The 20,875-nt window shown below is 63.7% G+C and carries 17 protein-coding genes; 2 read left to right on the top strand and 15 right to left on the bottom strand.

What is annotated here, in order from left to right; translation table 11 throughout:
* Positions 1–199: hypothetical protein (locus AC3A5Z_RS22815; RefSeq protein ID WP_487521570.1), on the top strand; the 199-nt coding region annotated here is incomplete at its 5' end.
* Between the two features lie 82 nt (positions 200–281).
* Here AC3A5Z_RS22815 and AC3A5Z_RS22810 read toward each other — a convergent pair.
* From AC3A5Z_RS22810 to AC3A5Z_RS22785, 6 genes are all read right to left on the bottom strand, one after another.
* Positions 282–797 (bottom strand): hypothetical protein, encoded by a 516-nt coding sequence (locus AC3A5Z_RS22810; RefSeq protein ID WP_487521569.1) that lies wholly within the window; start codon positions 795–797, stop codon positions 282–284.
* A gap of 429 nt (positions 798–1,226) precedes the next feature.
* Complete coding sequence (locus tag AC3A5Z_RS22805; protein WP_487521568.1) at positions 1,227–2,075, bottom strand: BtpA/SgcQ family protein; 849 nt, start codon at positions 2,073–2,075, stop codon at positions 1,227–1,229.
* A gap of 74 nt (positions 2,076–2,149) precedes the next feature.
* Positions 2,150–3,208 (bottom strand): ABC transporter ATP-binding protein, encoded by a 1,059-nt coding sequence (locus AC3A5Z_RS22800; protein ID WP_487521567.1) that lies wholly within the window; start codon positions 3,206–3,208, stop codon positions 2,150–2,152.
* On the bottom strand, positions 3,205–5,397 hold the full coding sequence (locus AC3A5Z_RS22795) for an ABC transporter permease (RefSeq protein WP_487521566.1): 2,193 nt from the start codon (positions 5,395–5,397) through the stop codon (positions 3,205–3,207). The genes AC3A5Z_RS22800 and AC3A5Z_RS22795 overlap by 4 nt, the downstream gene beginning before the upstream one ends.
* Positions 5,398–5,449: 52 nt before the next feature.
* A complete protein-coding gene (locus AC3A5Z_RS22790) occupies positions 5,450–6,472 on the bottom strand; it encodes an ABC transporter substrate-binding protein (RefSeq protein ID WP_487521565.1) in 1,023 nt (340 codons plus the stop codon).
* Positions 6,473–6,632: 160 nt separating this feature from the next.
* Positions 6,633–8,330 carry a Na/Pi cotransporter family protein gene (locus AC3A5Z_RS22785; RefSeq protein WP_487521564.1) on the bottom strand — a complete coding sequence of 566 codons (1,698 nt, stop codon included), beginning with the start codon at positions 8,328–8,330 and terminating at the stop codon, positions 6,633–6,635.
* A 207-nt stretch (positions 8,331–8,537) separates the two neighbouring features.
* Here AC3A5Z_RS22785 and AC3A5Z_RS22780 point away from each other — a divergent pair, with 207 nt between their 5' ends.
* Entirely contained in the window at positions 8,538–9,548 is a 1,011-nt protein-coding gene (locus AC3A5Z_RS22780) for a LacI family DNA-binding transcriptional regulator (RefSeq protein WP_487521563.1), read from the top strand.
* Here AC3A5Z_RS22780 and AC3A5Z_RS22775 read toward each other — a convergent pair.
* The 9 genes from AC3A5Z_RS22775 to AC3A5Z_RS22735 form a co-directional block, all read right to left on the bottom strand.
* Positions 9,545–11,131, bottom strand: a complete 1,587-nt coding sequence (locus tag AC3A5Z_RS22775) for a metallophosphoesterase family protein (RefSeq protein ID WP_487521562.1) — start codon at positions 11,129–11,131, stop codon at positions 9,545–9,547. The genes AC3A5Z_RS22780 and AC3A5Z_RS22775 overlap by 4 nt on opposite strands.
* Positions 11,132–11,791, bottom strand: coding sequence for a dual specificity protein phosphatase family protein (locus AC3A5Z_RS22770; protein WP_487521561.1), 660 nt, complete (start codon positions 11,789–11,791; stop codon positions 11,132–11,134).
* Positions 11,788–12,615, bottom strand: coding sequence for an inositol monophosphatase family protein (locus tag AC3A5Z_RS22765; RefSeq protein WP_487521560.1), 828 nt, complete (start codon positions 12,613–12,615; stop codon positions 11,788–11,790). Before AC3A5Z_RS22765 ends, AC3A5Z_RS22770 begins: the two co-directional genes overlap by 4 nt.
* Positions 12,616–12,748: 133 nt before the next feature.
* A complete protein-coding gene (locus AC3A5Z_RS22760) occupies positions 12,749–13,606 on the bottom strand; it encodes an inositol monophosphatase family protein (RefSeq protein ID WP_487521559.1) in 858 nt (285 codons plus the stop codon).
* A gap of 62 nt (positions 13,607–13,668) precedes the next feature.
* Positions 13,669–14,769 (bottom strand): ABC transporter substrate-binding protein, encoded by a 1,101-nt coding sequence (locus AC3A5Z_RS22755; RefSeq protein WP_487521558.1) that lies wholly within the window; start codon positions 14,767–14,769, stop codon positions 13,669–13,671.
* 60 nt (positions 14,770–14,829) lie between these two features.
* Positions 14,830–15,930: an ABC transporter substrate-binding protein gene (locus AC3A5Z_RS22750; protein WP_487521557.1), complete on the bottom strand. Its 1,101-nt coding sequence runs from the start codon at positions 15,928–15,930 to the stop codon at positions 14,830–14,832.
* Between the two features lie 66 nt (positions 15,931–15,996).
* Positions 15,997–17,097: an ABC transporter substrate-binding protein gene (locus AC3A5Z_RS22745; RefSeq protein ID WP_487521556.1), complete on the bottom strand. Its 1,101-nt coding sequence runs from the start codon at positions 17,095–17,097 to the stop codon at positions 15,997–15,999.
* A 30-nt stretch (positions 17,098–17,127) separates the two neighbouring features.
* The gene (locus tag AC3A5Z_RS22740) at positions 17,128–18,261 is read right to left on the bottom strand and encodes an ABC transporter ATP-binding protein (RefSeq protein WP_487521555.1); all 1,134 of its coding nucleotides are present in this window, start codon (positions 18,259–18,261) and stop codon (positions 17,128–17,130) included.
* Positions 18,261–20,036 carry an ABC transporter permease gene (locus AC3A5Z_RS22735; protein WP_487521554.1) on the bottom strand — a complete coding sequence of 592 codons (1,776 nt, stop codon included), beginning with the start codon at positions 20,034–20,036 and terminating at the stop codon, positions 18,261–18,263. Before AC3A5Z_RS22735 ends, AC3A5Z_RS22740 begins: the two co-directional genes overlap by 1 nt.
* Between the last annotated feature and the right edge of the window lie 839 nt (positions 20,037–20,875).

The raw sequence follows: 20,875 nt of genomic DNA, 5'->3' as shown, positions 1-20,875 counted from the left end.
TTGGCGCGACTTTCTGGGGATTACGGCGTTCCGGCCCTGTGCCGACGCCCCTGGCGCGCGGCTTGCGCTGAGCCAGCTCAGCTCCGCGCCTTGGTTTGCGAAAAACATATGTAATTATCCGTATTTTATCGGCGCATGGCTCGGGGCGAGCCAGCAAGCGGCCCTGCCCGGAGAGGCGGAGCCGGGGTTTGTCAATTGAAGACGGGCTGGTCGATCACGGGCGCTGTGACCTTTCTGGCCGACGTGCCCACGGCATCCGGGGGCGATCTGTAGCCGCCGGTTTAGAAGCCGAGCGTCTCTTCGGACGCATGCTCGTCCTGCAGATCCATCAGAGCGAGCAGCCGCTCGACCGCGAGCTCCATGAGCGCCTCCGCCCGTCGCGCGGTAGGCCCGCTGCTGTCCGCTCCCCACAGCCGGCTGTTCGAGCCAATAAAGTGCAGGAGGTTGTCCCGATCCGGTGCGTGCTCCATGCCGAGCGCGCAGTGGATGAAACGCGCTGCGAAGACGAGTCGGCGATCTGATGCGAGGACGATCGGCGCATCGCCAGCGATGCGGGCAGCCTCGATAGCTGCGTTCATTGCATCTTCAGCGGCCGCGTCGAGATCATGCAGGGCCAGATCCCACACGGCGGGGCTGGCGCGCAGTTCTTCAGTGGCGCGGGCTTCCGCCAGGACGTTCGACAGCGCGGTGAATGCTGTGGAGGCTGGCGAGGCGGCGCAGGTCGGGTGCAGCGGTGCAGGTTCATAATGCGATGCTTTGATGCCGCCGGCCAAAGTGATAGGGGTAGTAACAGCCATGGTTTGATCTCCTTGTAAGATCGGATCAGGGTCAGGCCCGTGCTCGTGTCGTAAGCACCATCACGGGCCGCTTGCATTGTTAGCATATGTTTGATAACACGAAGCAAATCCAAGCGTCAACCAGAAAGTGCTAACATTGTCAGAAGATCGTGAAACTAGAACTGCCCCCCTCGGCCTGCGGATTTATCCCTCATTGAAGTTCGCGCTTGAGCGGGCGGCCAAAGATGACCAGAGATCGACTGCCTCGATGGCCGAGATCATTCTCACGGACTATCTTCGGGAGAAGGGATACCTCACCAAGTGAGGGTGACCGTAAGTCGTGTTTCCAGATCAAACGTCGTCGCGCTGAAAGGACTTTTCGCTTTAAGTGGCCGCACGGAGTGGCCAAGGTTTGCATAACCTTGTCATTGCCGACACTGCGACCACGACTCATCCCCGGGCGCGCTCAACCACCGACATGAAGGCGCGAACCCGCTCTTCATCAACCTCGTGCCACCATTTTCCATCGCCTTTGAGCGAGCTCGCCACAATCACCGCATCGGCATGTCCGAGGATCGCGGCGACGTTTTCAGTGTTCACGCCGCTGCCTACCAGCACCGGCAGGCCGGAGGCTCCGGCGAACAGTTCCAGTTCCTCCGGGCTAGCCGCGTCGCCCGTGCGCTGCCCGGTGACAATGATGCCGTCGGCGTCAAAGAACTCGGCGTCCCGCGCCATCTCCGCTAATGGGCGGTCGGCGACTATGGCGTGCGCGCCGTGCTTCACATGGACATCGGCGAAGATCTTGACCGACCGCGCACCGATCCAGGCGCGATAGCGAGTAGCCACCCCGGCCTTGCCCTCCATGAAGCCTTCGTTGGCCACATAGGCGTTGGCCCACTGATTGACCCGAATAAAGTCCGCGCCCGACGCCTTGGCCACCGCCAAAGCCGGCAGCGGCGCATTCGCCAGCACGTTGATCCCGACCGGACCGCCCACCGCTGCCCTGACTCGGTCGGTCATCACGGCCATCACGGCAGAAGTTTCGGGTCCAATCTCGTCGGGTTTCACAAAGGGAATGTCGCCGTGGTTTTCCACAATCAGCCCGTCGACCCCGTTCTCCCGGTAGCGCCGGGCTTCTGCGACGGCGTGTGCATAGATATGCTCGATCAGCTCGCCATCGTAGCGGGCAGAGCCGGGGAGGGGCAGCGCGTGAATGACGCCGATTACGACCTTTCGGCGCCCGAAGAGGGACTCGATAGCATTGCGTTTCGGAATGAAGACGGCTGATGCCTTGGACATTGGAGAACCTCGGAATGCATGGGTCGGATTTCGGGTTTGCGCTACTCAGTCTCGCCGCAGTGACCAACGGCACCTCATCGAATGAGCGCAAGCCCGCGAGGCCGGAAACCCAGAGCGACCGACGTCCCAGCGGGCAACGCTGCGTCGCTTTCCGTATCGACCGCGAACAGCAGCCCGAGCGGGCTGTCGATCTCGTATTCGATGTGATCCCCGAGATAGGCGGAGGAGGCGACGCGCCCCGCAAGGGTTGCATTGTCGGCTAGCATCACTGTGATCGCGTTGGAGCGGATCGATACCTTTGCCGGGCCCGGGCGGGCATCCCGCGCCGGCAGGGTGTGGCGCAGACCGCCGATGCCAACCGTGGCCGTTGGCCCGTCCACCGACAGGACGTCGCAATCGACAACATTGGCCTCGCCGATGAAGTCGGCGATGAACTCGGAAACCGGATGCTCGTAGAGTTCGCGGGGCGTGCCGTCCTGTGCGATGCGCCCGTCCTTCATCACCACGATCCGGTCGGAGACTGCCAGCGCCTCCTCCTGATCGTGGGTCACATAGACGGCGGTGAAGCCCAGCCGCTGCTGCAATTCGCGGATTTCGGTCCGCACCCGCCGACGCAATCGCGCATCGAGGTTCGACAGCGGCTCGTCCAGCAGCAGCACCTGCGGCTCCAGCACCAGCGCCCGCGCCACGGCGACCCGCTGCTGCTGCCCTCCCGACAGTTCGGACGGCAGGCGTTGGCCCAGCCCCGCGAGGCCCACCAGTTCCAACCCGTGCTCAGCGGCTGCGAGGGCCTCCGCCCGTTTCATCCCGCCGGATTCCAGCCCATAGACCACGTTGTCCTGCACCGACATGTGCGGGAACAGCGCGTAGGACTGAAACACCATCGACACGTCGCGGCGGTTTGCGGGCAGCCGCGTCACGTCCTGCCCGCCGATCAGGATGCGCCCCGAGGTCGGACTCTCCAGCCCCGCCAGCATGCGCAGTGTCGTTGTCTTGCCGCAGCCAGACGGGCCGAGCAGCGTGACCAGTTCGCCAGGCTGGATCTTCAGCGACAGGGCGGGGATGGCGGAGAAGCCGCCGAAGTCCTTGCGGACGCTGTCGAACTCGACGGCGCCGCGGGTCGCATTGCTCATGCCAAAGCCTTTCCTGTCACGTCCGGCGACGCAGGTCGCCGCAGCCGCCGCTCGCCAACCAACAGTTGGAAGGTGCCGATGACCGAGATCATCACCACGATCAGCACCGAACTGTAGGCGATCGCGACGCCGTATTCGCCATTCTCGACGAGGCCTACGATATAAGCCGTCGCCATGTTGTATTTCGCGCTGACCAGAAAGATCACCGCCGAGATTGAGGTGATCGCCCGCACGAAGCTGTAGACCAGCGCCGCGAGGATCGCCGGGCGCAGCAGCGGCAGTATCACCCGCCGCAGCGTTCGCGCCGAGGTGGCGCCGAGGGTCAGAGAGGCCTCGTCGAGGCTCTTGTCCAATTGTGCCATCGCCGCGACCCCGCCACGGACGCCCACCGGCATATTCCGGAACACGAAGCAGAAGATCAGGATCAGCGCCGTGCCGGTCATCTGCAACGGCGGCAGGTTGAATGCCATGATGTAGCTGATGCCGATCACCGTGCCAGGGATGGCGAAGCTCATCATCAGGGCGAACTCGAAGGCCGATTTGCCGGGGAAAGTCTGCCGCACGATCAGCCAGGCGGTCAGCAGTCCGACGGCGGCGGTCAGCGGGGCGGCGAGCAGCGCGATCTCCATCGTGGTCCAGAAGCTCTTCCACGCGACCCCGGTCCATTGCAGGCCATCGGCGAAGCTGATCCCGAAGGCTCGGATGTAGTGCTCGGTGGTGAGCGAGTGGTCCAGCCCCCAGGTCTTCACGAAGCCGCCAAACAGGATCATGCTGTAGACGGTGATCGTGAACAGGCCCCAGAAGATCACAATGGCGGTCACGGGCACCGATACCGCCAGCGGCAGCTTGGCAGGCCTGCCGCCGTCGCCCTTGCCCGACACTGTGGCAAAGCTGCGCCCGGACAGCCACAGACGCTGCGCGAGGAAGGCGGACAGCGTGAAGCCCAGCAGCACCGTGGCCAAAACCGCCGCGCGCGACGGATCGTGCTGCGCGCCGACGACGGCGAAGAAGATCTCGGTCGACAGCACGCCACCCGAGCCACCCAGCACCAGAGGGTTGCCGAAATCGGCCATCGACTCGATGAAGCCGATGAGGAAGGCATTGGCCAGCCCCGGTGCCATCAGCGGCAGCGACACGCGCCGGAAGGTGCGCCATCGCCCGGCGCGCAGGGTCTGGCTCGCCTCTTCCATCGAGGGAGAGACGCCCTCGACCACGCCGATCAGCACGAGGAACGAGATGGGGGTGAAGCTCAGCACCTGCGCGATCCAGATGCCGGTGAGACCGTAGAGCCAGCGCCCCAATTCCCAGCCGGTCACGTCCTCGATCCAAACGGTCATGAACCCGGCGCGGCCCAGCATCATGGTCAGGGCAAGGCCGACAACGAAAGGCGGGGTGATGATCGGCAACACCGTCAACAGGCGGAAGCCCTTCTTGAACGGCACGCCGGTCCGGGTGACGACCAGTGCGAAGGCGAGGCCGAGCAAAGTGGAGGCGGTTGCCGTGCAGCAGGCGAGGAAGAAGGTGCGCCACGCTACGCCGCATGTGCCGCCCGACAGGCAGCCAAGGCTCCAGATCTTCGGATCGCCGATGTTGCGCAGGACGCCCGCAGCGGTAAAGGAGCCGTCGAAATCCTGAAACGCGCCGGTGAACATCGACAGGATCGGGTAGAACACGAAAGCAGCGACAAGCAGGATCAGCACGGAAATCGAGGCGAGAACGAAGCCGTCGCCCTTCAGCGCGCCCTTTTCTGCCAGACCGAAGGCGATTAGCAGAGTGAAGGCAAGCACCAGTGTGACGGCTCCGGCTCCGAAGGCAGGCTGCCCCGCTATCTCGCCAAAACTGGCTTCCAGCGGGCCCCAGTTCCAGCCGCGCAGACCAATGGAGAGACCTTCGGCCAGCATCCAGCCCAGACCCGCCGCGCCGATCCACGCCAGCGCTTTGCCGCGCTGCCCGGCGGGACGCAGCAGCCGAAGGGCCACCGCCGCCACGAACAGCGCGAGGACCGGCAACAGCTGCCAGCGTCCGGTGACGGCCTGCGCGACGGCGGGCCAGAGGTCGGACTTCCCCGGCAGGTCGGCGACCCAGTCAAAGCCGAAGAAACCCGAGCGCACGCGATACCAGGGCAGCAGCACCAGCGCGAGAATACCCGCGCCGAGCGCAAGGTCGAGCCTGCGGTTGTCACCGGTCATTCAAAATCCTTCCGGATGTGCGGCGGGGCAGGGGCTGCCCCGCCACGAAGGATCATTCGGACGCGGTGCCACCGATCTCGGTGTCCCAGCGCGAGAGCAAGGCCTGACGACGCTCTGCTCCGCCATATTCGGCAAAGTCGTAGTCGATCAGCTTGATCTCCTCCAGCTTCGGCGCGGCTTCGGGCGCCTTGGCCGACTTGTTGGACGGGATCTGGAACGACCCGGCGTCGGGCATCAGGCTTTGCACATCCGCCGTCAGCACCCAGTCGTAAAACACCTTGGCCTCGTCGGGGTTCTGCGCGCCTTCGACCATCGACATGGAGCCGATCTCGTAGCCGGTGCCTTCGCAGGGGGCGGTGACCTGGATCGGGAAGCCCTCTTCGGCCTGAGCAACTGCGTCATGCATGAAGACGATGCCCAGACCCGTTTCGCCGCGCGCCGCCGCCTTTACCGGGGCCGAGCCCGACTTGGTGTATTGCGAGACGTTGGCGTGCAGTTTCTTGAAGTAGTCGAAGGCTTCATCTTCGCCCATCAGCTGCACCATCGTCGCCAGGGCCGTATAGGCCGTGCCGGATGAGTTCGGATCGGCGAGTTGGACCTCTCCCTTCAGCGCGGGGTCGAGCAGGTCGGCCCAGCATTTCGGTGGGGTCAGCCCCTTCTGCTCGAAGATCTGCGTATTATAGCCCCAACCGAGCGCGCCGGAATAGACGCCGACCGTCTTGTAGCCAGAGGTTTCGGCCTGTTTTACCGCCCAGTCCTGCAACTCGGCCAGCATCGGCGACTGGTATTCGGCCGTCAGCCCGTCCGCGGCGGCTTGGAGATGGGGGTCGCCAGTGCCGCCCCACCACAGGTCGGTTTGCGGATTGCGGCCTTCGGCGCGGATCTTGGCATAGGCCTCGCCCGAGGACAGCCGCACCATGTTCACGTCGATCTCGTGCGCGCCCTCGAAGGTCTCAACCAGCTTTTCACAAATCACTACATCCGCCGAGCAGATGAGGTTAAGTTCCTGCGCCGCGGCGGCACCCGCCGTCAGCGCCGCGGCGCCGCCCAGCAGGGCAACTTGCAATCTTTTCATATCTTCTCCTCCCGGTCGCCGCTTGGCGCGGCTTGATGCTTGCACACCTATGCACCAGCCTCTTGCCTGTGCCTCCGCTTGTCAACATTCGATTGTCTAACCGGCGTCGGAAGATACTACGACGGGCAGACGGGCAGATGCTCGGCTGCCCAGCCTCACCTCACAGCGGGTGCTCACGTGCGTCGAGCGTCTTGGCGGGCTTCGTCTCCGACTGAACGCCCCGCACCCGGCTCTCCTGCAAGGCGCCGATCTCGTGCAGGATGGGGTGGGCGACGGAGGTGAGGTGGGCATTTACGCGCTTCAGGTCGCGCAGCAGGTCGAGGTGGATTGTGCTGGTCTCGATGGTCTCGATCCGCCCGGCCCGCACCCGCGCCAGATGCAGTGCTGCCGAGCGCGCTTCCAGCCTGCGGATTTCGATCTTCGACTCCATCAACTGCCGCGCCAGATCGACATCACGCCCGAGGAAGATCGCCTGCGCCAACTTCAGGTTGCTCGAGGTCCGGTCGTAGACATCGCCGATCTCGACCAGACCCTCGGGCGACAGCATCAACCGCTTGCGGATCTTCTTCACCGCGATCTCGGTCAGGCCGTTTTCGATAATGTCGCCCATATGCTCCAGATTGATGGCGTAGGAGATGATCTCGTTGGAGCGGCGCACGTCGGCCTCGTCCAGTTCCAGTCGGCTGAGCCGCGAGACGTAGAGCTTGATCGCCTCGGTCAGCGTGTCGACCTCCTGCTCCAGCCGGGTCACGTCGAGTCCGGTTTCCTCGTCGTTGTTTTCCAGCGACAGTCGGCTTTTTTGCAGCATGGCCCCGACGATATCTCCAACCCGCAGCGTCTCGCGCGCGGCGACGGCCAGCGCCATGCCGGGGGTGTCGAGCAGGCTGTCGTCTAGATACTCGGGCCCGCTTCGCGCACGGCTGCCGCTGGCGGGCAGGACCTTCTCGGCCAGCGCCCCCACCGGGCCGATGAGCGGCAGGAAGATCAACAGCAGCGCGAGGTTGAAGCCGACATGCGCCGCCACGGTGAGGCTGCGCGGATCGGGCAGGACCTGTAGCAGCAGCGGGGTCAGCGGGGCGGCGGCGACCAGCACGACCAGTGCACCGAAGCTGCGCACCATCAAGTTGGCCAGCGTCAGCCGCCGCGCGGCGATCCCATCCCCCGCCACGGCCAGATAGGGTGGGATGGCGCCGCCAAGATTGGCCCCTGCCACCAGCACCAGCGCCAGCGCCGGCTCCACCACCCCGGCACTGGCGAGGAACATCACCAGCAGCACCACCGCAAGGCTCGACGAGCCCAGCACCGCCAGCCCGGCAGAGAAGATTAGCGCGAAGACCGGCGCATCGGCCAGACCGGAAAGCATGGCGACGACAGTGCGCGACTCGCGCAGCGGCTCGGTGACCCCTCCAAGCAGCCGCAACGCCAGCAGCATCAGCCCCAGCCCCAGCAAGGCCCGACCAATCGCCTTGCCCGACGATCCGGCGCTCAGAGTAAAGGTGGTCACGCCGACCAGGATAAAGGCGCTGCCCAGCCAGTGCACATCCATCGATAGGAACAGGGTGACGATGGCCGTGCCGAGGTTGGCCCCCAGCAGCACCGCCTGTGCCATCCGCGCCGAGATGATCTCGCGGCTGGCGAAGGAGCCGGTTATGACGGCGGTCGCCGTGCTCGACTGCAGGCCGAGCGTGGCGAGGAAACCCCAACCGGCCGCCGACACCCGGTTCCGCGTCCCGCGCGAGATCCACTGACGCAGCGTTGCCCCGAAGGCGCGCATCACGCCGGTCTTGATCAGCCGCAGCCCCCAGAACAGCAGCGCCGCGGCGCCGAGCAGATCGATCAGCTGGATTGTAGATCCCACTTCAAGTCCTCCATCGGATCACCTGATCGATTTGGCGTGTCTGATACTGACAGGCAATGCACGGGTGTGCAATGCAATCAATGCGGGGCGGTTACCTTTCTCCCTGTTGCTCCCCCGAAAATCTTTTAATGTAAAGGCTTAAAGCAGATATTTCCTTGGTGACGCAGATGTGAGAGTTTGCAGCAAGCTGAGAAAACGGATGTGCTCATGGCAAAATCACCTGGAAGATCTAAAGCTCCCGTAAGCGCCGCCAGGGTTGCTGAAGCCGCTGGGGTTTCGAGATCGGCGGTCTCGCGAACCTTTACTGAAGGAGCCAGCGTCTCGCCGGAAACCCGGCGGAAGGTCCTCAAGGCGGCAGAAGCACTTGGTTACCATGTCAACCATCTCGCGCGGGGTTTGATCCGTCACCGCTCGGGCATTGTCTGCCTGATCGTCGCCGACATGCAGACGCCTTACCAGTCGGCCTTCATGGAGGCTTGCACCCGCAAGCTCCAAGAGATCGGCAAGGTGGTCATGGTGCTGAACACCTCCGGCGACGCGGGCAGTGTCGGCGCGGCCCTGCGCCAGACCTTGAACTATCGAGCCGACGCGACGGTGGTTGTGTCGGGCAGCCCCTCGGCCATGCTGGTGAAGACCTGCATCGACAATGGGCAGCGGGTGATCCTGATCAACCGCGACGACATTTCCGATGGTGCCGAATGCATCATGGTGGAGAATGGAGCGGCAGCACGCGAGGCCTACCTGATGCTGCGCCGGGCAGGATGCGAGCGGCTGGCGGTGGTCAGCTCAACGGCAGGAACCCCCAGCCTCACTGCGCGCGAGGCTAGCTTTATGGCAGCGGCGCAGGCGGATGGTATTGCCGTGCAGGCCACGCATGCCGGACCCACCGGCTATCTGACTGGTGGGGAAAGTGCGCGGCAAATTCTTTCGGCGTCTCAGAGACCGCACGGCGTGTTCTGCATGACTGATCTCCTGGCCCTCGGCTTCATGGACGCGGCACGGCGTGACTTCCAGCTGCGGGTCCCCGAGGATCTGTGTGTCATTGGCTTCGACGATATTCCCGAGGCCAGCTGGGGGGGCTACGAGCTGACCACGTTCCGCCAGCCGATCGAGGCGATCTCGGATCACATCGCCGAGGTGATCCGAAACGAGCAGCCGGCAGGTGACGAGACCCGCTTTGCCTTGCAGACTGTCTGGCGGAAGTCGGTGCGCCCCTAATCGGTGTTGTCGCTCATCCGCATCGCCGCCAGATCCAGCGTGAAATCGCTGGTGGGGGGGCGGGCAAGGTGGCGGCGCATGATCCGCAGAAAGGCGGTGAAGCGACCGGCGAGGCTATCTTCCGGCAGATCAGGCAGCGCGGTGCAGAGGCTGCGATAGAAGGCCAGCCGCTCCGGCGCGATGTAGCGCGTTGCGGCATCGGCACCCTTCCGGAGGCGATACCAGTCTTCGACCAAGGTCTTCATCGCAAAATCGGGGCTTCCCGGGAGCTCGACACCCAGCAGTGCCAGCAGATCGGCAGACCGCTTGTCGGGTAGGAAGGCAGCCATATCGGTGGGCCATTCGCGCGCGATGTAGCGGGTGGCCACGAGATCCTGTAGATGGGCGTCGATGAAAGCCCCATGCGACGCGGCCGCGCAAGCGGCTGCGGCTGGCCGGCCCTTAAATTTGGCTTCGGCGCGATAGGCCGCGAAGGCGCGATCATGCCCCGGCACATGGTCCAAGGGGATGGTGCGGAGGCTCAGGCTTCCGCCGCCAACGCGGGCGATCTTCATCGCCGCGGGAAAGCCGACGGGGGAGGGGGCTGCAATGTTGGCAAAGCCCGACGGGTGCAGCGCAGTGTCGTTCACGTGGAGATGGCCCGAGACATGCACCGTCACGCCGGTCGCCGCGAAGGCCCGCGCCACCGCATCGCTTGGCGCACGTTTGGCCAAGCCTGTCGCGCCGAACAGCGCGACCTCCTCGGCCGACGTGCCGCCGAGCGCATCGAGAACCGGGTAATGCGAGAAGGCCAGCAGAGCCTTGCCGCCAAATTTGGCCCGCGATGCGACATCGGTCATCCAGTCCAGCAGATAGGGCCGCTGATCCAGCACGGCGTCCCAGCCGCCGTCCGTCGGATCCGAAAAGCCCCCGTCGTCATCGGGAGTGGCAACATTGGCATCAACTGACAGCAGCCACAAACCCTCGACCGGCTCGACCAGATAGGAAGCGTCGATCATCGGGTAGGTGATCTTGCCCGACGGGCTGCGTGCGACATAGGTCCGCTGGCCAAAGTCTTCGTCCGTGCCGAACGGGCTTTCCCAGTGCAGATCCTGCGCGCCGCGCTGAAAGCCGAGCGTCGCCATCAGATCGAGGGCAGGCCGGGTGCCCATTGTGGCCATATCCGGCGACAGCAACGCGCCGACGATTGCCGGGTCGCTGGTCACCGTCACCGGCGTGCCATCCCCGCGCAGGAACTCCTTGGTCTGGTGCCGCCCCTCAACCGCAAACAGGTCGTGATTGCCCGGCGTCGCAAAGAACCGCAGCCCATGCGTGGCGCTGTAGCTGTCGAGCAGCGCCATCGCCGCGCGGATGTTCGGCTCCTGTCCGTCATCCGTCAGATCGCCGACGATGACCACCACCGAGATTTTCTCGGCCACCACACGATCCAACGCGGCACGGAACGCCGCTGCACTCTCGTTGAAGACGCGGGTCGAGGCGGCGGTGTCGGTATAGCTGCGGATGGCACCGGGCAGATCGGTCCCTGCGGGCGTCCATGCGAGGTCGTGAAAATGTGGATCGGCTATGAGGGCGATACGGGTCACTTAGGCAGATCCGCTCAGCCGCCCGCCGTGCTTGGCGATATCGTCGTCAATCAGCCGCACCCACTGCGCCGTGCGTTCGGCGGCGGCGATGAGCATCGGTTTCGGTGTCTCGTGCCACTCGTCTGGGCGCAACTCGCGTTTGCGCCGGACATGGTTGATGGCATCCTCCAGAGTGGGAAACTCCTCTGGGACATGCAAATGCAGGAACAGCGCGACGAGGATTACCGAGCGCGAGCGACCGGCCCGGCAGTTCACCAGCACATTGCCGCGCTCGCGCAGCGGATAGGAGGGTTTCTCCGGCAGGATCTGTTCGAACACGCCGCGCAACTGGAAGTATCCGGCCAGCATCATCGTCTGCGGGTTGCCCGGCCCGTCGACGATGCCGAGCTTGTAATAGCGGATCAGCGCTGGTCCGTAGCCGACCCCCTCACCCTCGGAGGTCGCTGCGTCGACATAGTTGAAGTCGAGGTTCACTGCGCAGTTCAGCACCGACGAGATGCCATGGGCCTTCAGCAACGGGATGTCCGAGGCCCCCTCGCGGCCGCCGACGTAAAGATTGACTCCGTGGATTGGCAGGTTCTGGTAGATCAGACTGATGGTCGGCCGGTCATAGCGCATCATGCGGGCATCTTCCTCGGCCTGTGCCTCGTAATCCATCATGCCACTTTCTCCGATGCGAAGGTTTCACCGCCGAGCAGCGGGATACCGGTTGCGGCTGACAACACCCGGGCAACACCCGGCGTGGCGGCAAGCACCGGGCCGCCGTCCAGCAGCCCGCCAGCGGAGAGGAACGGGCCGACAACGCCGCCCGCCTCGGTCACGAGAAGAAATCCGGCGAGGCAATCCCACGAATTCATGTGCAATTCGGCATACCCGTCCGAGCGCCCATCGGCGACATAGGCCAGCGCCAGTGCCCCGGAAGCTCCACGGCGCACGTTGCTGCCCGCCTCGAGCAGAGCACCGAGCACGCCGAGGTAGCGATCGTGCGGCACGCGCGTCGACCACCCGAGTTCGAAGGAGGTCGCGCGAATGTCGCATGTGGCGGAGACCCGGATCGGCTGACCGTTGCGCCATGCTCCTCGGTCCTTTCGGGCAAAGTAGGTCTCGTCGAGCGCGGGGTTGACGATAAGGCCCAGCTCGATCTCTCCGCCAGCAACGAAGGCGATGGAGATGCAGAAATGTGGGATCGCACGGGCGAAGTTGGCCGTGCCGTCGATCGGGTCTACCACCCATGCGGTGTCGCCGGGGTTGCCGCCGGTCTCCTCGCCCAGAAAGCCGTCCTCCGGGAAGGCTTCGGCGATCCTCTCGCGGACATGTCGCTCCACCAATCCGTCGGTTTCAGTCAGGTAGTCCTGCGGACCTTTCATGCCGATCGGCTGACCGGCCTGCCGACTGAAGCCTTCCAGCGCCAGTGCCGCCGCACTGCGTGCAAGGTCTCGGCAGAACATCTCGCGCTGATCAATCTCCGTTTCATCAAGCGTCATCGGGGGTCAGCTCCTGTCTCTGATGCGCGTGCCGCACTCGGCAAACGCTGGCGCCTCGGGTTTGCACATATGTGCAATGTCTTCAACAAGTAATCGGAAAATCTTTAGGCTATGGGCCGTTATATATGCATATTCAAGATGCACGCGTATGCGCCACAACCGCCGCCGCCCTCCGTTGCTCCGAGATTTCGGTCGCAATACGGGTCAGCATAGGGTAATCCGCACCCCGTCCCAACGCAACATAGCCGGGATGCAGATGGGCCGGAGCGTCGGCGGCGACGCGGCCCAGCGACTGAGGTAAATAGCGTCCGCCAGCCTGTCGCAGGATCAGGATCGCCGCCGTTACGTCCCAAGGGTTCACGCCGAAGCCCGCCGCCGCGTCGACCCAGCCCGCAGCCACATGCGCCAGCGACAGCGCCGCCGAGCCGGGACGGCGCAGCGTGGCGAAAGTTTCGGTCAGACGGCCGAACCGTTCCAGCGCGACATCCCGCCCGTCCAACCGGAAATCCCGGCTTACCGGATAGCCGGTGATCAGCACGGCGCGGCTCTCGTCGGGGCAGCCGCGCGACCACATCGGCTGGCCGTTCAGCCAAGCCCCCTCGGCGGATCCGGTGAACAGGTTGCCCGTCACCGGATCGAGGATCGCCCCCGCCACGATCTCGCCGCCGACCACCGCCGCGACCGAGACGCACCAGAAAGCGATGCCGCGCGCGAAGTTGGCCGTGCCGTCGATCGGGTCAACATACCAGCGCACCTCGCCGTCGCCGATGCTTCCTCCCTCTTCGCCCATGAAGGTCGAGTCCGGCACTTCGGCGAAAATGAAGTCACGGATCATCGCCTCCGAGCGGCGGTCATGTACGGTCACCGGGTCGTGGCGGTCGACTTTGTAATCGACCTCCATCTGCGACCGGAACGCGGCCAGCAGCGGCGCTTCGACAAGGCGAGCGGCGCGTGCGGCAGTATCGACGAGACGGCGATGCAAGGTGGTCATCTGTGTGCTTTCTGTAAGAAGAGACGGGGCGCGGGGGAGAGGCCGCGCCCCGCCAAGGCGGACTAGCGGCGGTAATGGACTCGCCAGAAGTCCTGCCAGTCCTGCCGCGTGTCCCAGTCGCTCATGCCGCTGGCCGTGTCATAGGGGAACAAGGCGGCCAAATGCGTCGAGAGGCCGGAGGGCTCGTCGGCGGGTAGAGTGATGGCGCTGCTCGTCGGCATCTTGCCGTCGAGCATCTGCGGCATGATGCCTTCCTCGGTCAGAACGTAGTGGATGAACAGCCGCGCCGCATTCGGGCTGTCGGTGCCGGCCGCGATCAGGCCGAGCTTGGTATAGGTCCAGCCGACCCAAGGCTTCATTTCGGAGCATAGGCCGAGCGCATAGCCCTTGTCAGCGTTGTCGCGGAACTTGGCCGAGCTGAGCAACCCGACGAAAGGCGCGTCCTGCCCCTTGGCACCTACCGCCTCGGAGATCCGGTCATCCCCATCCGACACCAGCGGACCGTTGGCGGCCAGCGCCGCCAGCCAAGCCGCCGCCGGGTTGTCCAGATCAGTTTCCAGCGGCTTGCCGTAATGCGCCTCGTAGGCCTCCGAGAGCGCGGCGCCGCCGTGCTCGGCCATTTGGTTGAACCAGTCTGTGTAGCTGCCCTTGGTCAACGGATCGACTACGGCGACGCGGCCCTTCCACTCGGGCTCGGTCAACTGCCAGATATTGGTCACGGGGCAGGAGTCGTATTTTTCCGTGTTGTAAGCCCAGACGTTCGCATTGGTAGAAATCGCCAGCGGGTCGCGAAAGGTTTCCGAAATCGTCTCGGCGATATCGGCAGGGACGTAGCTTTCGACCACCTTGTTCGGCAGAAGCTGCGCCAAAGCAGCCGGTGTGTCAGTGATCAGCGCAACATCGCCCAGCACATTGCCTGCCTGAGCTTCGCGCAACAGCATCTCGAGCTGGGCGTTCGCAGAGACTTTCTGTCCAGTCGCCACTATGCCGTATTTCGCAGTGAAGGCATCGGCCATTTCGACGATCTTGCCGGTGCTGTCATAAATGGTGATCGGCGGCTCGGCCTTGGCGGCGGCGATCAGCGCTTCGAGGTCGAAATCCTGCGCCTGCGCTGCCATTGGCAGCAGAAGCGCGGCGAAAAGAGGGGTGATCCTGAGGGTCATGAGATCCATTCCTGTGGCTGGGCCCGACCGGAAGCGGTCGGGCCTCGTTTTCTCGTCGCCTCAGCGGCGATAGTTCACGCGCCAGAAGTCCTGCCAGTCCTGCCGGGTTTCCCAGTCGTCAAGCCCGCTGGCCGGGTTGTAGGCCAGCACCTGATCCACGGCGGCCATGATCCCCGAAGGCTCGTCATCGGGCAGGCTGGCCTCGGTGTTGGACGAGATCTTGCCGTCTTCGGCTTGCGGGGCGATACCTTCGGCGGTCATCGCATAGTGCATGAACAGCATCGCGGCATTCGGGCTGTCCGAGCCGGTCATGATCAGCCCGACGCCGGAGTTCATGAAGCCGATGATCGGATCAACGTCGGTGCACAGCCCGAGCGAAAAGCCCGCGCCAGCGTTGTCGCGGAACTTAGCGGAACTGACGAGGCCGACGAAGGGTTCGGTCTGGCCAGGGGCAGCGACGGCTTCGGCCGCGGCGGCATCGGCGTCGGTCAGCAGCGGCCCGTTGGCCGCGAGTGCGGCGATGAAGGCCTCGGTTGCGCTGGCCTCAGCGGTTTCCAGCGGCTTGCCGTAATGTGCCTCGTAGGCCGCGCGGATTTTGTCGTCACTGTAGGTCCGCATCTGATTGAACCAATCGGTGTAGGATGGCTTGCCAAGCGGGTCCTGCATCGCCATGCGGCCCTTCCACTCTGGCTCTGTCAGTTGCCAGATGTTGGTGATCGGGCAGCTGTCATAGAGCTTGGTGTTGTAAGCGAGCACATTGGCGCTGTTCACGACGATCAGCGGGTCCCGCATCTCTGCCGGGATCTTGTCGGCAAGGTCAGGGGCGACCCAGGATTTGGCAAAGCCCTGCGGGATCAGCTGTGCCATGGCCGACGGCACGTCTGAAATGATCGAGACATCGCCCTGCACGTTGCCGGACTGCGCCTCGCGGATGATCATTTCCAGCTGTGCCGTCGCCTTTACTTTCTGGCCGACCGCCTGCACGCCATACTTCGCCGTAAAGTTTTCTGCCATCTCGACGATCTTGCCGGTGCTGTCATAGACGTTTATTGGCGGTTCGGACTTGGCCGCCTCGATCAGCGCATCGACGTTGAAATCCTCGGCTTGTGCGAGGGTAGCGGTGCCGAGCAGCAGCGCCGCGATGGTGGTGTTCAGTCTCATGTCGTCTCCTCCCGTTCTGGTTTGGAGGCCGCCGGGATCTGTGCCCCGTGCGACCCAGCGTTTCGTTCAGCGGCTGTAGCTGGTGCGCCAGACGTCCTGCCAGTCCTGCCGCCTGTCGAGATCGCTCTCGGACGAGGCGGTGTCCCAGACCATGAGTTGTGGCAGCACCTTGGCCACGCCCGACGCCTCGTTATCGGGCAGGCCGATGCGGGGATCAGCGGGGATCTTGCCATCGACGCTTTGCGGCTTGATGCCCTCTTCGGTAAGTAGGTAATGCACGAAGAGTCTCGCTGTATTCGGGCTTGCGGTGCCAGTGGCGATGACGGCTAGGCCGGGGTATAGCCAACCGGTGAAGGGCATCATCCCCTCGCAGATGGCGAGGCTGTAGCCCTTGTCGGTGTTGTCGCGAAACTTTGCGGCGGACAGCATGCCCATGAATGGTCTCTCCTGCCCCGGTGCGCCAATGGCGGCGGAGACGCCAGAAGAGTCGGAGATCAGCGGCGCGTTTGCGGCAAAGGCCCGGACCCAGGCTTCGGTTGCGCTGCCCGAAGACGGGTCGAACGGCTTTCCATACTGCGCCTCGTAGGCGGCCGCGATCTCGACGTCATGATGGGTTTCAAGCTGGTTGAACCAGTCGGCATAGGAGGGACGCTCCAACGGGTCCATCATGCTGACAAGGCGTGACCAGTCGGGTTCGGTCAGCTGCCAGATATTGCTCACCGGACAGGCGTCATGCGCAGCACTGTTGTAGGCCCAGACATGCGGATCGTTGACTGCGACCAGCGGGCTTTGCGCACCCTCGGGCAACTCTGCTGCAAGCGCCTCGGGCACCCAGCTTTCAACGATCCCCTTTGTCAGCAGCTCTGCCGTGATCACCGCCACGTCCGAAGCAATCGACACGGAGCCAACCACGTTCTTGGCTTGGTTTTCGCGGATCAAGAGATCCACCTGGCCCGACTCGTCGACCTTCTTTCCGGTTACTGTCAGGCCATACTTCGTGCTGAACGCTTCCGCGGTATCGACGATCTTGCCGGTCACTGCATAGGCAGTCATCGGAGGCTCGGTTTTCGCGGCGGCGAGCAGCGCCACTTCATCCTGCGCTGCTGCCATGCTGGCAAGGCCGCAGGCGGCCGTGGCGAGCAGGGCCACTCTTGTCTGGCGTATCATAGCGTCATCCCTCCCTGGATTTCGTCGTGGTCAGTTTAGTCGGGCGCCGGCCAGCCGGTCGTCGGCAGCGCAAAGCCGGTTGCCGCTTTGGTCGAAGACGTGCAGGGCAGATGGCCTGGCGTGCAGGTGCACTGTCTCACCGCCGGTCAGCGTCGGGCTGTCTGAAGTGGTCAGGAAGATCACCTTGCCGGAGCAATTCGTCTCGACAATCCAACTTCCGCCGGTGGGCAGAACCCCGGTCACCGTGGCCGCATGGTGGAAGTCGTCTGCAGGCACATCCGCTTCGCGCAGCGCCATCTGCAGTGCCTCGGGCCTTATACCCATCGAGCCAATCTCGGCTCCCGCACCGAGCCGTGCCGCCAAAAAATCTAGGGCGGCGCGATCGATGGGGTGGTCAGGGTTGCTTGCAAGTTCGAACAGGTTGATCGGCGGGCTGCCGACAAATTCGGCGACAAAGCGGTTGGCGGGACGGTCGTAGATGTCGTTTGGAGTGCCAATCTGTTGCAACGTGCCCTCGTTCATCACCGCGATGGTAGTAGCGAGGGTCATCGCCTCCCACTGGTCATGGGTCACGAAGACTATGGTCGTCTTGAAGGCGGCGTGGATGCGCTTCAGCTCCGCCCGCATCTCAAGCCGCAGCCGCGCATCGAGGTTCGACAGCGGTTCGTCCAGCAGCAGCACACCGGGGTTCACTGCCAGCATCCGCGCCAGCGCCACCCGCTGCTGCTGTCCGCCGGACAGTTGCGAGGGGTAGCGGTCTCGGTATTTCTCGATATCCAGCGCGGCCATCACCTTGGTCACCCGCACTTCGCGCTCGGCCTTGGGGATCTTGCGCAGGCGCAGGCCGAAGTCGGTGTTGCGCTCGATGGTCAGGTGGGGCCAGAGCGCATAGCTCTGGAATACCAGCCCCATCTCGCGCTTTTCGGGCCCAATGAAGATGCCCTTGTTTACCGAGTCCACCACGCGCTCACCGACGCGGATCTCGCCACCGGAGAGGTTCTCCAACCCGGCGATCATCCTAAGCGTTGTGGTCTTGCCGCAGCCCGAGGGCCCGAGAAGGCACATGAATTCGCCGTCGCCGATCTCCAGATCCAGATCGCTCACCGCATTAGGCGAGCCCGCACCGTAGTTCTTCTGTGCATTTCGCAGAATGATTGCAGGCATCAGCTTCCGAGTCCTTCCGCGAGATTTGTTTTGGTCAGCCGCTGGGCGGCGATGGTTCCGAAATAGGCGATGGCGGCGATGATCAGCACCACGGCATTGGCTGCCTGGGTGTAGTGGTAGTCGACCAGCCGCAACGAGAAGGTGGTCAGCACGTCGGTGCTGGGGACGGCGAGGATCACAAAGAGGCTCAGTCCCTTGATGCCCGAGATGAAGGGCAGAAGGATGCCGGTCACCAGCGAGCCTTTCTGGATCGGGATCACCACCCAGGTCATCCGCCTCAGCCAACCCGCACCCACGACCTGCGCGGCCTCCTCGGGGTCCTTGCCCAGCTGCATCATCGCCGAAATCCCGGCGCGCGAAGCATAGGGCATCTGGTCCGCCATCAGCGCGAGGATCAGGATCGCCGCGGTGCCATAGAGGGCCGGCACCGGACCGCGCTGCACGGCAAAGAGCGACAGGTAGGCGGCAGCAAAGGCAATGCCCGGAACGAGATAGGGCATGAAGGTCACCTGTCGCAGGAAGACCGACAGGGCGCGCACCGGTGTCCTAACCACGACATAACCTGTCAGCAGGCCGAGCAGGCCGGAGCAGAGCGACGCGAGGCCGACGATGGTGATTGTGTTGAACGCCGCACGCCACAGGTCGGGGCTGAGCAGGATGCCGGTCCGCATTGCCACGGTCGGAAGATCCCAGCCGATCCAGTAATCCAGCGTGAAGTTGGACCAGTGGAAGTTGGCGGGCATCCGCATGATGGTGGACAGGAACAGCGTGAGGAGGGGAAGGCCAACGCTGAGAAGGAAGATCGTCGCAGCGAAGCCGGTCGCAGGAATACGCCATGCCTTCAGCTGCGACGGCCGGTTCATCGAGCCTTTGCTGCCCACGGTGACAAATCGCCGGGCCTCACGCACCAGATAGGCGTCGACAAGTATGGTGATGACGCCGATCAGCATGATCGCCCCAGCCAGCACCCCTGCAACCCCGGTCTGACGCGAGGCGATGGAGCGATAAAGCGAGGTCGCCAGCACGTCATAATTCACCGGCAGCCCAAGCACATAGGCGACGCCGAACTCTCCAAGGCATTTGGCGAAGATCAGCACCATGGCCGACATCAATGCGGGGCGCATCAGCGGCAGGATTACCTGTGTCGCCACTGTGCGGGTGCTCGCCCCGAGGATGCGCGCAGAATCCTCCAGCTGGCTATCGAAGCGCCGCAGGGCCGAGCCGAACAACAGGATGACGAACGGTGTGTAGTGCAGCGCGAGAATGACGGTGATCGGGAACTGCCCATAGGCCAGCCAGTCGGGTGGTGAAAAGCCGAGGCTCTCGAACCAGCCGGGCTGGCCGCCGACGGTGCGGTTTTTGAACAGCGTGCTCCAAGCCAGCGCGAAGGTCCAGGCGGGCAGCATATAGGGCACGATAAGCGCGGTGGCGAACCAGCGACGGCCGAACATATCAGTCCGGCTCAGCAGCCAACCAAGTATGCCACCTATGATCATCGACACAAATATCGCGCCGCCTGCCACAACGAGTGTATTTCGCAGCGGCTCCCAGAACAGCGAGCGTGCTACCGGCGAGGTGAAGGCTCGCGTAAGGTAGTAGAGCGTGAAAGCTCCATCTTCTGCCTTGGTCCGTCGCTCGTCGCCGAACTGGACTGTCGCTGCGTCGGAAAGGATCGACAGGATCGGCACGACGATGAGGTAGGCGAAGAGGCTCGCGACCAGAATGCCAATTACGGTGGTAGGCTCGCGGGTCGCCACGCGGATCTTGTAGCGCATGCGAACCGGCCATGAAGGCCCATCGATCTGGGAAATGCGATGGGCGGAGACCCCTTCAGTGCTGGGCCTCATGTTAAGGTCTTCTTCTTCAGCGCATTCGAGCCATGCAAACTTACCGTCGCGCCATGGGCCGCGATTGCCTCTTGCACACCATCTGCTGGCATGTTTTTCCCTCCCTCAAGGATCGCGAACAGCCGTGCAAGGCAGGGCTGTTCCACATTATTCGCCGGCTCCTCCACAAGCTAACGAATCCGCAAAATATCAACATTCCTGTTCCTAGACGTTTCAGTATTCAAGCAAGCAAGTCAACTTGAATGTTGCACACGAGTGCACTCTTGGGGTTTTCGCGCTCCGGCTTTCATCGCACGCAGTAGATCACCTCCCTTCAGCCCTCGCGGGCTATCCGGAGTGTTCCTCACACGATGTTGTCGATTTTATCATGACGCGAACCCAATCGATGTAGAAGTCAACGCGTCGGAGGCCGCCATAACAGTCCGTTTGCAAGGGCACGATTATGTGCTTCCTCGGACATCTACCTGAAGGGCCAGACAAGGATGTTGCTGCGCCCACATCGGGGTGCAGCTGAGCGCGAAACGCGCTCCGACGTCATTCCCGCAGAAGTGACCTATGCTGCGTGTCCGCGCACCTCGATCCATTACACGCTGTCTAGTCCGGGGGGTGAGATCTTTGCGATCTCGCCCCCCAACAGCCATCGATCCGGCAAGGGCGATATGGTGCATGCGATCTGGCATCACGAAGATATTCGGCTAGTCGACGCACGGCTCAAGCGAGGGCGACGTAGCTTGATGCTCCGAGAGCCACAACCGATTCCGTTTTCT

The sequence above is a fragment of the Cereibacter sp. Soil_C_27 genome, from assembly GCF_057657095.1.
Note: the sequence above shows the minus strand (reverse complement) of the source record. Positions and strands in the feature narration are given on the sequence as shown.